Below are 16,900 nucleotides of genomic sequence, written 5' to 3'. Positions count from 1 at the left end.
TTTGTGGGTTTAATATACATCCCCTAATATTGAAAGTCAAGTGTTTTTTGTAAAATTTTTACGAAAAAATATTTTACGTCCTCCTCTCACACTTTTCCGCAACTTGTTGATATAATATAAACCCAGCGAACCTACTCTTTCAACGAACACAAAAAAGCCGATTCCTTCTACCGTGAGATATACTTAACACTTTGTTTAACAACTAATTTAAAATATTTCATCTTCAGTTAGATAGAAGCTTGTACGCACTCAGTGTCATTTCCCCCACCTTCGCCCATAAATAATTATCCCTAATTTGGTTAGTCAGTCCCCCATCCCTTGGTTTTTCAATGGCTTTTCTAATCCCTTCACCAATTGAATCTGCCGAAGTCGGTTCAACATACTCAGCAAAATCCTCAAAGTATTCTTCTGTTCCACCGTATTTCGTAATTACTATTTTTGCGCCGGCAAGTCCGGCTTCTAACGCAGCAATACCGGGTGTCTCGAACAAAGAAGGTAATACAAATACATCGCAAGCCGCATACGCAGAAGCGAGCATATCAGAATCGTTCGGGATGTTATCCAATAATAAAATATGTTTACTTGCTTCTTTGCGAATCGCATCCAACTCTTTTCCTGCCTCCATCCTGCCGATAATCACAGCCGGTTTATCAAGACGGTTTAAAGCGCGAACAAGCCGCAAAACATTCTTTCTTCCCGGTCCGATATGTCCCACGTTCAAAATAAAGTTTGAGATGCCGTAAGTTTTAACAAACAGCGAGGGATCTGCATTTAAAAACCTTTCGCTGACGCCGTTCGGAACAACATGGATTTTTTCTTTTTGGACACCAAGCCCTAACTCAATTAGCTCTGCCTCTTTTTTCGTGTTCGGCAAAACTGCATCAGCCCATTTGCACATCTCGGAAACGAATCCGTAGTCAGTCCATACGCCGCGTAATTTTTTCAGAACGGTCTTGTCGAACCACAACACCCGCTTTATAAATTGAGATGAGTGTCGTGAGAAAAAGATCGGAGACACGACTAACTTAATTCCCAACTTCGACACTTCACGAGTAAAATGGTAAGTAGATATTCCGCTGCCGAAAATGTGCAATATATCGCAGTCGCCTTTCTTAAGTGTTTGCCACATATCGAACAAATGCACCTCCACGCCCAACTTTTCCAACGCGGCTTTGGTTTCAAGTACCTGAGTGCGAGGACCGCCTTTCAGCATCATTACGGATTGATATGTAGCTAAAAATACTCTCATTTTCTACCTGTAAAAAAATAATCTTCAATTTTATTTATGAGCATCCAGATATTATACTTTCTGATACGATGAATATCCTTTGGCAAAGGAATCGGAATTTCTTTTTCCTGCCAACTGATTTTATCTAAATCAATCAAAGGCTCTGGAGCGGTTATTGTTTCTTTTCCAGCAGGAGATGCCAATCTTAATCTTAATTCCGGTATCGTATGCTCAGTGTTTACATTCAGTATAGTTCCATCCTGCTGAATCATAACTTTTGCTTTTTCCCTTTTATTCCACCACCCGGTAAATTGGTGCATTGTAAGTTTAGGTATATCGATTAATTGCATTCTCTGAAAAATTTTTTCTACTACATCAATATTCTCATTTGTCGGATGGTGATAGAAAATGATTGGCTCATTTAGTTTTAATTTTTTCTCAATCTCATTTTCATAATATGCGATCATTTGTCCGGTTGTATAACCCTGCCTTCTCAAACTTCCAATACAAATTGGATGAACAGGTATTTGCAAAGTAGAATAGTTTGTGAATGAAGGTAAGTTATCATAATCATAAGCAAACTCGGAAGAATATTCAAAATCCAAATCTCGAACGGCTTGTCCGAGTGAGGAGTTCCACTTTCCAAACGGTGCAGCAAAACCTTTTGGATTGATTCCGCTTGCTTTCATCATTTCTAATGCTTTGCGGATATTTGAGTAGTTATCTGCGTAAGATTCATACACCGTATGCTCGTAACAATGCACTCCAATTTCTTGATTTTGCATTTCAGTGTACTTTCCAATCCATTTTTGCTGGCTCTTAACATCCACGAACCAGGTTATCGGTATTTTATATTTCTGCGAAAGTTTATACAAAGAATCGACTTGCTGCTCAGTTCCGTAATCGGTATCCACACGAAAGATGGAAACCGATTTTTTGCCATCGGGGTAATACCACTTGTGGGCAAAATGCAAATTAGAATGCGAGTAAATCATCTCGATGGCTTTAGTTATTAATCGTCGAAGCGAACCTTTTGAAACTAATGAAACATTTTCGTACGGCAGGCGTTTCCCTTCTGCATAAAAATTTTTCTTTTTCGATTTAGTGCTTTCCAATAAAGCATCAACATCGAAAGGCATAATTACAACAAAACCATCTCCGTATTTACTCGCCAGAACCGCAGGAATATTTTTATCAGTCTTTAAATGACTCGCCCCTTCCGATATTGTGGCATTAGTATAAACATCTATAATCTCGGAATCAGCAAAAACTCCAAGTAAATCGGAAACGAGATATTTAATATAGTCCTTTTTCGATCTTTCAAGTGATATATTTTCAATTACGGCAGCCGAGCATACCACACATCCGCCAGTTTCGATATATTTTTTTACAGCGAGTAACTGATGCGTTGTAATATCATCAGATAGAACTATTAGCGGAAAGCTGTTTAATTTTACCTTATCAACATTACTACAAATCGAAAAAGGAATTCCGATTTGAGCTAACACACTCTCCCATCCAACCGATTTTCCTATTATTCCAATTTTTATTTCCATAAGAGCAACTCTTTAATTTTTCCAATATCTGATTTGTTAATACATTTGAACAGATAAATTAAAACGGAATAAATTAGTAAGCCCGCAATAAATGAGAGGGCAACGTTGTATGTTATTGTATAGTAAATAGTTAAGCCCATAGCAGCCAATGCAGGCATTTCCTTAAAAATATAAATGATTATATCTATTTCTACAAATTTTTTAAGATATAATTTGAAAGCAATCAGGATTAGCAATTCGGCGGCTACAATTGCGATTGCGGTTCCGAGTAAGCCAAAGTAATAAGTTAACAGAAGAACGAGGATTATATTTGCAACCGCTCCGAAATAAATGGTTCGTGCAAAATATTTTTCCTGTTTGATTGCCACTAATGTGTAACCTAAAACGGAATTCATCATCGTGATCAAGAAATAGCCGATGAGAACTTGGAATATGATGATTGAATTTGTGTATTGAATTCCAAAAACTAAATTAATAAGCGGTTCGGCAGCGACGATACAGAATAAACTCAACGGTAAAATCATTAATATTAACCATCGTAAAACGAAGTTAAGAATTTCAGAAATTCTATTTTGATTTTGTGAATATATTCTTGTGATAGCCGGGAAATAAATCGAATACAACAATCTATCGGCAATCAAAAGAACGAATACTAATTTACTCGATACGTTGAAGATTGCCACATCCGAAGCGGTAAGAATTACTCCCACTACTAACAACGGCAAATTCACATTTAATTGAGCCAATGTCGATGCAAAAGAGACGGCAAACGATTCTTTAATTATTTCTTTCCAACACGAAATTGAAATAGATAATTTTATATATCCATACTTTGAAATAAACCAACCGAAAATTAAAATAAGACCTGCAACATTTGCGAATAAAAACGAAAGCGGCACAACCATAATTGAATTATGATTTAGTAACAATAAAAGTAATAGCAGGTAAACAGCCGATATGATAAGTTTGCTGATTGAAACCGGGACTAAATCTTCTTTGCCTTGAAAATACCAATCTAAAAATAATGCGCTCGGAACAATGCTAATTGTAAAATAAATAATTAAAGTGGATAATCGATAATCGGTAACAATGATAACTGAAAGAATGGAGACAATAATAAAAATTAATACCGATAAAATAAATCGGAGCGAAATATAATTGCCTATGAAATCGTTGTTTGTTCCCGAAGCCACCTGCCTTATTCCATAAGTATTAAACCAGTGAACAGCGAAAAGCAGAGCATATCCGAATACCGCGATTGCTATGCTGATTAATCCGAAATCGTGCATACTCAACGAACGTACTAAATAGACAGTTGTAACGAAACCAATGAGGCGGCTGCCTCCTTCGCTGATTGCGAGCGAGAAAATATTTTTCGAAACCCTCGTCACTTTGTTAAGTCCTGAATGGTTGCGATAAGAGAAGTTTCTCTTTTATGAATCGGAAAATTTTCAATCACGTGCTGACGTGATATTTTTCCTGTTTCAGTTGGAAGTTTAATCGCATTCCTGAAGGCTTCCTTCATAGCATCTTTATCTCCAAATTCAATTATGAAGCCCGTATTTCCAATGCCTGTCGGAATCCCGCCGCGGTTTGTTCCGACCGGAATACATTCGCATAACATCGCTTCACATAACGAGTTAGGCAATCCTTCGGTGTAAGAAACTTGTGTATATACTTTTGCTTTTTGATAGAACTTCAGAAGTGTTTCTCGCTCGACGAATGGGATTACTTCAACATTTTTAGGTAGGTGCGGTTTGATTTGTTTGAATAATTCCTCTTTTATTCCTATAATTTTGAATTGGATTTCGGGAAGCTCAATAGCCGCTTCAATCAACTTGTCAAAACCTTTTTTCATCATACGCCATTCGTTTTCGCAAGCCCCGACACTCAGAATATAATTTTCTTTCTCTCCTTCTGCTTTCCAGAAATTATGATCATAACCTGTGGGAAGATAAACAATATTTTTCCCAGCGTAATTAGCAAGTCGCTTCGCTTCGGCGATCAAGAACGGATCAACAGATAATATTTTATCAGCATTACGAATAGCGTAACGGACAAATTTCGATTTCCACCAACTTATCCAGATACCGTAATTTATTTCCTTATAATCAGCGACATCAACTCCTCCAATTACAATTACAGATTTTTTCCCGAACAATCGTGAGAAGAAAACCCCAAATGCCGAGTATATAGATGCGAACCACGTATAAGTAACATCTGCCTTCGGAACAGAAAACAATAATTTGATGCTGTGAATAATTCCGCTGCCGATTATTTTATGGACCACGAAATGTTTTTCGAGAATGTTAAAATCTTCTTTTATAAAAGAAGTGTAAATTGTAGATGAAAACAGGATCCTTTTCTTTTTGCCCATTTCCATCATACAGACCTTTACTTCTTCACCAACTTACTTTTGAGTAGTTCAATAGTTGTTCTTGCAGTAGCATCCCAATCAAAAGTCTTCGCCCACTGATATGCGTTTGCAGATAACTTATCCCGAAGGGAATTATCGTCGAGCAGGAATTTAATTTTTGATGCAAGTTCCGGAATATTCCCATATTCATAAAGCAGACCTGTCTCCCCATCCTTGACGGAATCTCGTAAACCCGGTACATTGCTCGCAATTACTGGAGTCTGGCAGGCGTTTGCTTCAATAACTGTTAAACCCCATCCCTCCTTTGAAGAAGTATTAACTAAAAACCACATTTGTTGTAGCAAATGCACTTTTGTTACCTCGTCCACAAAACCGGTAAATTCAACATTATTATTGATACCCAATTCTTTAGATAAGTTTTGCAGATTAATCCGATTATCACCGTCGCCAATAATAACAAGGCGTAGGTCAGGATATTCCTTGATTACAATTGCAAAAGCTTGTAGCAAGTGTTCAATTGATTTGTATTTCTTAATCCTGCCGAAATAGCCGATTAACTTTGTTGAGCTTCTGTTATTTTCTCCCGGATTATAAAGCTTATGGTCAACACAATTATAGGCAAAATAAATTTTCTGTGAATCAATTCCTTTTTCGATCATCTCAGCTTTTGTGCTTGGTGAAACTACGATTACTGGAACTCCCATTTTTTTACAAATATAAATTCCAATTTTTTCCATGGAATAAACATAGAGTGCCATCGGGAGAGGAGCTTCTAAAAATATACTCTTATTAAAGAGATGATGAACAATAAAGAATAACGGTTTACGAACATAGAGTGGAGTAAAAAAAGGAATCTTGTTCATATCATCGATGACGATATCATAATTTCCTTTCCGAAACTTTGTTACGTATTTATAAACAACTCGGAAATTAAAAAGATAACGTCCTCCCTCTCTGATAACCCGAATGCCGCCAATATTTTCCTCTCTCTTTGCCCCCTTAAATGATGAACAATAGAGAGTAACTTCATGCCCTAACTGAGCAATGCGTGAAAATATTTCATGCAGGTGAACTTCAGCTCCACCCGAAAGTGGATTCCTGATATCCTGCCAGTTAAAAATTAATATCTTCACGCTTTAGCCGGTTACAAAAAATTATGGTTTAGAGACCGAATCTTTGTTCTCGGCAGCAGCTTTTTGGCTGGCTTGTAATTCTGTAATCCGGCTTCTGATAGAAGGATCGTTCGGATAGAATACTCCAATGCGGTTCAATACTTCTATTGCTTTTTCATAATTGTCGTTGCCGTCATAAATTTCGAGCAGTACGCGATACGGATTGTAGTAAGAATTCATATCAGCTTGATTCGTATTAATCATTTTCCAGCATTCTTTTTCTAAATAATCGGCATACATATTTCGTTTTTCGATGTTGCCAAGCCGTGAATAGATCGACATAACATCCGAAGCTAACCGCCAGTCAAAAGATATTCCCTTCAATGGCATTACTTCTTCCATTCGGTCTAAAACTTTCAGAGCTTTTTCGGTATCCTTCTCAACGTTGAAATACTGCAACGCTAACCTTACAAATCCTGAACGATAGTTCACAGTAAGACGTGTGATATTTTCATCGAAATAGGATGTTGTATCATTTAATCCACGATAGAGATAACCGTATTGCGGTTCTTTGGAGGGGATAGTATTTTCAGACATAAAATTAGCATCCATAATTTTCGTGTGGATACCTGTTTCTTGTGTTGCGGCAACGGGTTTGAATACCCAAGCCAAACCATCCATCCACATATAATCATCCAATCCAATTTTACTATCAGGCGATACTGTGGTGGCAAAATAAATCGGACGTTCCCACTTGTTCGACATTATTATATCTCGCACCATTATATCTTGGACACGAATTACTTTATGCTCACCGAACGTTACAGTATTCTTCATCGTGAAAGAGATTCTACCTTTGTTTATCAGAGCAGTATCGGTAACACCATATTTTTCGAAAACATTTTTGGGCACGGGTATATTCATCTGGCGGGTTTCCCAAACGATCGGTTGAAGCTGGTCGATTTGTGCATCAGGAAAACTAATGGCGACTTTTTTAGCGCCGTGAGGTCTGTAATTTTTTAACTGCTTGATATACCAGTTTGTATTCACTAAACTTAAATTTACAATTCGAATATCTTGGCGAACTCCTTCGACATCCTGAAGATACCAAAGAGGAAATGTATCGTTATCGCCGTTAGTAAATAAAATAGCATCTTTCTCACAAGTTTGTAAAATATTATACGAATAATCCCAAGCGACATAATTATTGCTTCTGTCGAGTCCGTGCCAGTTGATTTTTAAAAAATTAACCGGTATAGCAATAAAAAATAATGCAAGTACACCCCCGGTCCCGATTGAATACAAAACGTCCCTCTTTAAATATTTTTTTATAAAATCGATGACAGCAATGATACCTAAAGATATCCAAATTGAAAAGACGAAAAACGAGCCTACATAAAAATAATCGCGTTCACGCGGTTGTGGCTGCTGTTGATTTTGATAAAGCGCCAGTACAACCCCCATTACTATGAACATTGCAAGGAAAGGTAGAGCCATTTTCCAATCTTTTCGGATATGATAATAAAAACCAAGCAATCCAAGTAAAAATGGAATACCGAATGTATATTTCCAGCTAACGCCTGAATCCTGCCAATCGCCTTCAACACCGACATAATTCCAAAGTAGATAACGGTTATACATGTGATTGATTTGGTAGCGCCACATAAAATCCATATCGCTCGTATAATTTTGCCAAGTTTGTGCATGCATTGGTTCTTGACTATACCGTCGCTGCATCACAGGGGCATCGCCATATTGTTCGCGATTTAAGTAACTGACAAGCCGCGACAAATTACTCGGATCGTTTTCATTCATCGGCATATCGGGAACATTTGCTCGGATAAGAACCAATGTGTAAGTCGAATAACCTATTACTATTAGTAAAAAAGAAATTAAAGTAATATTTAAAATCTTTATCTTATTTTTTATGGAATAATAGATTCCGTAGAAAGAACCCAGGATCATTAAAACAGGAATGTAGGAAATTAAATCGTTCTTTATTCCTCTGAATTCCCCGTTCAACATTATCGGGAAATATTTAACTACTCCGGGATATATTCCAAAGAAAATAATGACTGAAATTATACCCAACTTAATAAACGAATTAGTCTGAAATTCATATTTTCTGAAGTAATAAATCATTGCCACCGTGAACACAGTAAGAACCGCTAATAAGTGGACACCGATCGATAGTCCGATCAGATATGCGATTAAGAAGATATATTTTTCGTTATGCGGCTCCAGATGATGGTCGTACCAGCGCATAATTAACCAAACGATTATGCCTACGAATAGCATACTTACCCCATAAACTTCAGCTTCGGTGGCACTGAACCAGAAAGTAGTCCCGAAAGCTAATGAAAGAGCCCCGATTGCGGAAGCTCCATAAACTGATAATTTATCTAACACTGAAACCGGGTTACCACGGAATGAAACAATCAACCTGACTGCAACTAAATATAGAAACATAACAGTAAGAGCACTCGAAAGACCCGACATCAAGTGAACCCGTACAGCAATATCGCCTGAAAGAGGAAGCATACTTGCTATGCGGCCCAAGAGTAAAAAAAACGGAGAACCCGGTGGATGGGGTACCTGCAATAAAAATGCAGCTGCAATGAATTCGCCAACATCCCAAAATGTTAAAGTCGGAGGTGTTGTTATATAATAAACAATAAACGAAGTTAATAAAACTCCGATTGCAGTAATTCTATGATACCAGTTTTTTTGTTGCATTACTTCCTCATTTAATTAAATTTGCTAAAATATAGATTATTAAAAAGAATTTTGCAAGATGAACATCCTGCTTATTTCATCAGCAATCATAATCCCACTTTTGGTTAGTTGGAGATGATCATTTTCGAACGAAGCTAATTGATTCGATGTAAGTTTTTGTATTAGATTTTCAAATTGTAACTTATAGTCGTAATTGAATTCTTTATTCAGCATCTTAAAATCTACACCTTTACTGCGTAAACCCAACATAAATTTTTCGTTGATTAATTGCTCGGTGTTTAAATTTTCAGTTTCAGAAATCGGTAGCATATTATTTTCAAGCCGGCTATAATAACTGAATATCGTATCAATATTCCACCAGCGTTTGTTTTCCCAGAATGAATGAGCAGAGGGCCCGAAGCCCAAGTAATTCGAATGATTCCAGTAATTATTGTTATGTTTCGATAAGTATCCCGGTTTTGCAAAATTCGATATTTCGTAGTGTTCAAAACCAGCCGATTTCAATTCATCGATTGTCAGATCCATCATCTGCGTTTCGACTGCTTCATCAACGGTTTGAATTTTTTTATTTTTTACGAGTTGATGCAACGGTGTTCCTTCCTCAACAATCAAACTATAAGCAGAGATATGATTGACTTTGGCCTCAATCGCTTTCTGTAGATTATAAAGTAAACTATCTATCGTTTGTGTTGGCAGGGAATAAATTAAATCGATACTGATGTTCTCGAAGCCCGATTCTTTCGCATCAGATATACATCGGACGCCATCGGCAACAGAATGAATACGCGAAAGAAATTTCAGATCATTGTCATTAAACGATTGAACTCCAATACTCAAACGATTGATACCTGAATTCTTATATTCTTTGAGTTTTTGGAAATCAACAGTACCGGGATTTACTTCGAGAGTAATTTCTGCTAGTTCGTTTACCTTAAATAATTTTTTGATAGCATTTATAATTTCAGATATTTGCGATGGGTGGAGCAAACTCGGCGTTCCACCACCGAAATAAATAGTTTGAATTTCTTCAAGATTATGATAATCGCTATAAAGTTCAATTTCTTTTAACAAGAACTTGACGAATACACTATGGTCTTTGTGATTTGTTTCAGAATAAAAGTCGCAATATATGCACTTGCGTTCACAGAATGGGATATGTAAATATATACCAGCCATATTGGATTAGTGGATAAGCATACCGATACGATTCCAACGGATGCTTGCAAATTTTTCTATAAAATTACTGAAAGTGAGTTCTTGGTTCCACGACCAAAACACAAATAGAGCTTTGCCGATGATATTTCTATCCGGTAAAAAGCCCCAGTCGCGGCTATCGGAACTGTTGTTCCGGTTATCTCCCAGCATAAAATAGTAATTTCTTTCAACTGAATAAGTGTCGGTTATTTTTCCGTCCACTAAAATTAAATCGTCATCAGACAAACTTACTGTATGTCCTTCCCGCTCAATAAACATTTTCCAATCAGCGATATTTGATTGATCGAGTGATAATATGCTCCCTTTTTTCGGGACGACCACCGGCCCGTAGTTGTAGGAAGAATGATTAGCTGATGTTTGAATTTCAGGGAATGCAGCGCCATTGATATATAAAACGTTATTGATAATTTGGACAGTATCGCCGGCTATCGCGACACAACGTTTGATGAAACTGACGCTGTTGGAGTTTTCTATATCATCGATGCGCCCCGGATGATAAAAAACTACGATGTCGCCGCGTTGAGGTTTTCGAAAAGTTGGAATGGATAATTGCTTAATCTCTGTATCGGTGAAAGGAAAATATTTAGGACTTCTAAAGTTGTAAATGAATTTATTAACGAGTAAATAATCGCCTTCTAAAATTGTGTTTGCCATAGACGATGTGGGAATACGGTAAACTTCTATAAAAAATGTTCTTAAAAACAATCCTGCAATAATCGTAATAAATATTATTAAAAGATGTTCGCGTAACCAACTTAATTTATTTTCTTGCTCACTCACAATTACTTAACGAGTTTTCCTATACGATTAAATCTGACGGTACTTAACTTCCTGCTAAAATCTAAAATTGAAATATGCGGATCCCACGACCAGTATAAAATGAGAGGTGTGCCGACTACTTCACAAGTCGGGATAAATCCCCAGAAGCGGCTATCAAGGCTGTTATCGCGGTTATCGCCCATACCAAAAACATAATCTCTTTCTACGACGTAGGTGTTTTGTAATTTGCTATCAATAAATACTCCTCGATTATCGTATGTAACTTTATGACCTTCGCGTTCGATGAATATTTTCCATGTAGCATAATTATGAATACCCAATTCAATTATGTCCCCTTTTTTGGGAATTCTAATCGGACCGTAATTATCTTCATTAAAGGGAGCTCTCGGCGGAAATATTCGGTCGTCAGTTTCTCCCTTCGGTTTAATCATCCCTGTATTGAAATGTATGTTTCGTGGAATCGGAGCTGGATCGCCGTTTACGAAAACAACACGGCCACGGACTTCTAAAGTATCGCCGGCAATTGCCACAGCCCTTTTCAAGTAATATGCAAACGGTTCAGCTTCTACTTCTTCCCTGTTACCAGGAAAAGCAAATACAATAACATCACCCCGCTCAACACTCCATAGTGCTGGAAGTTTGAAGTGAGGGATTTTAGTATCGGTGAAAGGAATTGTACGCGGAGTTGTACCGCCAAAAACAAATTTGTTCACAAGTAAAAAATCGCCGCCATAAATTTCGTTCTCCATCGACCCGGTCGGAACCTGGAACGAAGCTATCACAAAACTATTCAAAATCAAAAATATTCCTAGTATTGTACCGGTTTCTTTGAACCAGTGAATAGTTTTTTCTTTAAAAGTTTTCGCTTCTTTTCGAGTTTTTGATGGATGTTGTTTTGTTTCTGTTTTGTTCATAGTTAATAAAATTTTTTATTCTTCAATTGAAAGCACAGCCAAAAAAGCTTCTTGCGGAATTTCGACTCTGCCTACCTGCTTCATACGTTTTTTGCCTTCTTTTTGTTTTTCGAGCAGTTTGCGTTTACGCGAGATATCTCCGCCATAACATTTAGCAATAACGTTTTTACGCATAGCTGAAATCGTGTCGCGTGATATTATTTTACTTCCGATTGCAGCTTGAATCACAACCTCGAACATCTGACGTGGAATAAGTTTGCGTAATCTGGCACAAAGTTTTTTACCCCATTCGTAAGATTTATCGCGATGGACTATGGTGGAGAGTGCATCAACCGATTCACTATTTAACAAGATGTCCAACTTAACTAAATCCGATTCGCGATAATCCAAAAAATCATAATCGAACGATGCGTAACCGCGTGTAGTCGATTTAAGTTTATCATAAAAGTCGAATATAATTTCAGATAGCGGAATCTCGTATCTTAAATCAGCACGGGTCGGATCGAGATAAGTTGTATTTTTATAAATTGCTCGCCGCTCGGTGCAAAGCTTCATTATATTTCCGATATATTCTGTGGGTGTAATAATTTGAGCGGCAATATAAGGTTCTTCGACTCGATCGATATTTCCGATTTCAGGCATCAGCGCCGGATTATCAACCAGAATAACATCGCCTTTATGAGTTGTAACACGATACTCAACGTTTGGAACTGTTGTTATTAAATTTTGTTTGTATTCGCGTTCAAGTCGTTCCTGAACAATTTCCATGTGAAGCAAGCCAAGAAAGCCGCAGCGGAAACCGAAGCCGAGGGCTGAAGATGTTTCAGGTTCAAAGATAAGCGCCGCATCGTTGAGCTGAAGTTTTTCGAGTGAATCACGTAGCAGTGCAAAATCGTCAGCATTAGTTGGATACAAGCCGGCAAACACCATCGACTTCACTTCTTTATATCCGGGCAGGCGTTCTGAAGCCGGGTTATCGGCATTGGTAATTGTATCGCCCACTTTTGTATCGTGAACGTCTTTAACACCTGCAACGAGGTAACCCACGTCGCCCGCCTTCAGCGAGCCAGTGCGAACCCGTTTCATTTCCAATACACCAACTTCTTCAGCTTCAAAAATTTTGTTGTTTGCGAAAAATTTTACTTTGTCGCCTTCCTTTAATGAACCTTCGAAAACCCGAAGGTACACAACTGCGCCACGATAAATATCAAAAATAGAATCAAATATCAGAGCGCGTAATGGAACACCGACATCACCTTTTGGCGCTGGAATCCTAGCAACGATTGCCTCCAAGATTTCATCGATCCCGATTTTTTGCTTGGCGCTTGTTAAGATAATTTCATCCTCGCGGCATCCTATCAAATCCATAATTTGATGTTTAACCGATTCTATCATCGAACTCGGTAAATCAATTTTGTTGATAACCGGTATAATTTCTAATCCAGCGTCGATTGCAAGATATAAATTGCTGATTGTCTGTGCTTCGACACCTTGTGAGGCATCTACAACTAATAAAGCTCCTTCGCACGCAGCAAGTGAGCGAGAAACTTCATACGAAAAATCGACGTGCCCCGGTGTATCGATCAGGTTCAAAGTATAAGTTTTTTTATCGTTTGCCTTATAACTCATTTGAATGGCGTGAAGTTTAATCGTGATACCGCGTTCCTGTTCAAGAGCCATATCGTCGAGGACTTGATTGACCTTCATTTCACGCAGAGTTATGGTTCCGGTGCGTTCTAAGAGGCGGTCGGCTATAGTCGATTTACCGTGGTCTATATGTGCTATTATGCAAAAATTTCTGTTATTTTCCATTTAACCGTTCTAAAAATAAAATAACCGCCAATGGCGGGCGGTTAAAATATACGACAAAATGATTAGATTTGCAATGAAGTTTTAAGAAACTTTTAACCAACTTTCTAACGATTGCAACAATTGACGCAATCCTCCTGTGATTGTATCATGTTGAGATGAGGGAATTTCTTTCAAAATTTCTTTATGAATTTCGATGAATTTGTTGTTAAGAGTATGAACGATTTCAACGCCGGACAGAGAAAGAGTAACAATAGTACTTCTTCGATCCTGATGATCAATCGAGCGGGTGAGGATGTTTTTCTTTTCTAATCCATCCAAAATTCGCGTGAGACGGCTGCCGCTCAGTCGGATTCGGACTACTAATTCTTTTATATTTAAGCTAATATCTTTCCGGAAATATCTTAAAGTTCTAAATTCGGATACCGTTAAATTTAGTTGGTCAGCCAATCTGCTCTCTTTTTCCTGACAATTTTGAAGAAGGTTAAAAGTAAGTTCAGCAATCTGTTCGGCAAAGTTATTTTTGTTACTCATCGAATATTTTTTCCTAAATATAGTTATAAATTTAGCCAATAATTTAATTTTAGCAACAAAACGTTGTCGGGAGGAATGTTGAAAGTATTTGACAAATCTTTTGTTGCTTTTGAAAAGAATATTGGCTCGAAGTTTTGGCGCGCTTGTGTCCAAACAAAAAATAAAGTGCTACCCGGTAAAAATTCCCACCGCACAACAATGTTAGCATTGAGAGCTTTATACGTAAAATTTTGATAATAAAAATCGTAATCGAAAATTTCTAAATTGTCGGGTGTTATGATTTTTTTGAAATTCCTATAATGCCATTTATAAAGAAAGACTTGTGTAAAATATTGCAAACTTAAATTAGTTCGCAAAGTAATTATACCTCGCAATGCAACATCAAAATAATCTAAATCTCTATCACCAAAAAGAGTGAACGGTTTTCCCGTAATAGGATCTATCGCAGTCCGAAATGCCCCTCCTAAAAATACTCCAGTCTCTTCTTTCCAACGTTTTGCGAGTGTGAACATCGGAACAAACTCAAGCCAAGTTGTAGGGCGCAAAGTTAAATTTAAAGAACCGACAATTTCTTTTTTCGACTTCGAATCTACTTCATAGATCAGGTGTGTTTTAAAACTCACAGGCATTCGTGTATCCGATGAAATTTCAGCTTGCAGTGAAAGTATTTCCGGCTTTCTATATAAACCGATTATACCTCGTTCTGCTCCTTGATAAATTTTCATATCTTTCATAACGTGTAAAGTAACCGACCAAAAATTTTTTAGAATGAAATTAGAAGCTATACCAATATTTTTTGCTGTATTGTAATAATCATAGTTCCACCTGTAATCAGTCCCCAACATTAATAAGTACCGGAGAAAAATTCCGCTCGCTTGATCGTCTTTATAAATTAAATTCGACCGTCCACCGAACTCTCGCGGTCGGTTATATAAGCCAAGTTCATTTATGTTGAATTTTTTTGACGCATAATCGAAACTTGTATTATAAACCCAGTTCTTGCCGGCAATTTTTCCAAAGAATAATTTACCCGCACTACCATGATATTTTTGGTGATGACCAAGGAAACCGTCCCTTGCTGAAAACTCTGATCCCGTTAGATAGCCATCAAAGGAATATGTATTATCAAAAAATCTTAAATTCCAATCAGCACCACCGCTATAGTTTGGTGATTGCTTATCGAGGAAAGCACTTGTTGCCATAAATCCGACGGATGAATTTGTTAGAATATCCTGAGATAAACGCAACACATTATAGTTGGCACTCGGTTCAACGATTTTCGTTTTTCTCGCAAATGCTAAATCTTTGTAAACGGCTAATTCACCCTCCGTAACGGTTGATAATGCGCCAACAGTTAAGCCCGATTCAGTCCTCCCAGTTAGTTTAGCAGCCCCAATGATTGTAGTATTTTTCGGTAAATATGTAATTTCAGATATTGAACCAAAACTTCTATCATCGTCAATTTCATAATTATATCTAGGAGTTCTCCCAATTCGTCGGGAATAAAATAAATTCATTTGTTGCTCATCGGGTGTAACTCCGAATGAAAAAATATGATTCCCCTCTAAAAAGAAAGGGCGTTTTTCCGGGAAAAGAGTTTCGAAAACAGTCAAGTTCATAACCTCTTGGTCAACTTCGACCTGTCCGAAATCAGGATTGATAGCAGCATCGATTGTAAAATTATTCGTGATGCCGTACTTAATATCAACGCCGACGTCTTTGTAAAATACTTTTTTAAATGTATGTGGTTTTTGTTGCTGGTCGAAATTAAGGTGTGAAACTGCATAAGGGAGGATTGACAAGTGTAGTGATGGATTTATACCTATGATCCCTGAAAGATTTCCAATTTTTGAAATGCGGCCTGTTTCTCTGCGTGGTATCATTACCCATTCAGCTAATTCCTTTTTGCGCGCAATGTAGCGTCTGAAATTTATCCCCCATACTATTTCTCCTTCCTGGTTTGTGAAACGCAGGGCGCTGAAAGGTATTTCGAATTCAGCCGACCAACCATCACTATTGATTTTCGAAGCATAATTCCATACTGCATCCCATTGAATGTCGTACTTTACTCCATCATGATACAATATACCATCCGATTGGACACCTGAAACAGTACCGGCAAAAACAAATCCTGTTTGTCCATCATTATATGAATCGATTGTAATGCTGAACCGATCTGCTTCGCTACTTCTATCACGCCGGGTCAATTGTTGTTTTATACCTTCGGGATTCGAGTCGCTGCATATAACGCCAAAATACAATGCATAATCATCATACAAAACTCTGACTGTAGTCCCTTCTGTAGGTTTGGCCCCTTCTACAGGATCGTACTGAACGAAATCGGACATCGGTACGGCTTTTAACCAAACCCCTTCATTCAATAACCCATCTATGATGGGTGAAGGGTTTGTGCGGGTTGCAACAATATTTTTAGGACTACTTCCCGCAAAAAGTATGTTCACCAAAAATAAGTAGATGACGCAAAAAATATATTTTTTATAATAAAACATATGTTACCGCCTCCTAAATAATGCATTATTTTAATTGTTGTTTAAAAAACTCTATATAACTGAAGTTACGCAAAAGAGTCATTCTGAACGAAGTGAAGAATCTGAAACCTCAAATTCAGGCTATTTTTA

The 16,900-nt window shown here is 37.5% G+C and carries 12 protein-coding genes; all 12 read right to left on the bottom strand.

From position 1 onward, the window contains the following. Positions 1-223: 223 nt before the first annotated feature. Entirely contained in the window at positions 224-1,249 is a 1,026-nt protein-coding gene (locus QME58_03855) for a glycosyltransferase (GenBank protein ID MDI6802967.1), read from the bottom strand. Continuing rightward, on the bottom strand, positions 1,246-2,784 hold the full coding sequence (locus tag QME58_03850) for a polysaccharide deacetylase family protein (GenBank protein MDI6802966.1): 1,539 nt from the start codon (positions 2,782-2,784) through the stop codon (positions 1,246-1,248). The genes QME58_03855 and QME58_03850 overlap by 4 nt, the downstream gene beginning before the upstream one ends. Then, entirely contained in the window at positions 2,775-4,175 is a 1,401-nt protein-coding gene (locus tag QME58_03845) for a flippase (GenBank protein MDI6802965.1), read from the bottom strand. The genes QME58_03850 and QME58_03845 overlap by 10 nt, the downstream gene beginning before the upstream one ends. After that, entirely contained in the window at positions 4,172-5,161 is a 990-nt protein-coding gene (locus QME58_03840) for a glycosyltransferase family 4 protein (protein MDI6802964.1), read from the bottom strand. The genes QME58_03845 and QME58_03840 overlap by 4 nt, the downstream gene beginning before the upstream one ends. A gap of 17 nt (positions 5,162-5,178) precedes the next feature. Beyond that, positions 5,179-6,294, bottom strand: coding sequence for a glycosyltransferase family 4 protein (locus tag QME58_03835; GenBank protein ID MDI6802963.1), 1,116 nt, complete (start codon positions 6,292-6,294; stop codon positions 5,179-5,181). Positions 6,295-6,315: 21 nt separating this feature from the next. After that, entirely contained in the window at positions 6,316-9,009 is a 2,694-nt protein-coding gene (locus tag QME58_03830; GenBank protein MDI6802962.1) for a DUF2723 domain-containing protein, read from the bottom strand. A 39-nt stretch (positions 9,010-9,048) separates the two neighbouring features. Further along, a complete protein-coding gene (gene hemW / locus QME58_03825; GenBank protein ID MDI6802961.1) occupies positions 9,049-10,185 on the bottom strand; it encodes a radical SAM family heme chaperone HemW in 1,137 nt (378 codons plus the stop codon). Positions 10,186-10,191: 6 nt separating this feature from the next. After that, complete coding sequence (lepB, locus tag QME58_03820) at positions 10,192-11,004, bottom strand: signal peptidase I (GenBank protein MDI6802960.1); 813 nt, start codon at positions 11,002-11,004, stop codon at positions 10,192-10,194. Between the two features lie 2 nt (positions 11,005-11,006). After that, on the bottom strand, positions 11,007-11,918 hold the full coding sequence (gene lepB / locus QME58_03815) for a signal peptidase I (GenBank protein ID MDI6802959.1): 912 nt from the start codon (positions 11,916-11,918) through the stop codon (positions 11,007-11,009). A 15-nt stretch (positions 11,919-11,933) separates the two neighbouring features. Further along, positions 11,934-13,730, bottom strand: coding sequence for a translation elongation factor 4 (gene lepA, locus QME58_03810; GenBank protein ID MDI6802958.1), 1,797 nt, complete (start codon positions 13,728-13,730; stop codon positions 11,934-11,936). A gap of 81 nt (positions 13,731-13,811) precedes the next feature. Beyond that, positions 13,812-14,261, bottom strand: a complete 450-nt coding sequence (locus QME58_03805) for a MarR family transcriptional regulator (protein MDI6802957.1) — start codon at positions 14,259-14,261, stop codon at positions 13,812-13,814. A 23-nt stretch (positions 14,262-14,284) separates the two neighbouring features. Beyond that, positions 14,285-16,771 carry a DUF5916 domain-containing protein gene (locus tag QME58_03800; protein MDI6802956.1) on the bottom strand — a complete coding sequence of 829 codons (2,487 nt, stop codon included), beginning with the start codon at positions 16,769-16,771 and terminating at the stop codon, positions 14,285-14,287. Positions 16,772-16,900: the final 129 nt, after the last annotated feature.

This window comes from Bacteroidota bacterium, from assembly GCA_030017895.1.
Classification (GTDB): Bacteria; Bacteroidota; Ignavibacteria; order UBA10030; family BY39; genus JASEGV01.
Note: the sequence above shows the minus strand (reverse complement) of the source record. Positions and strands in the feature narration are given on the sequence as shown.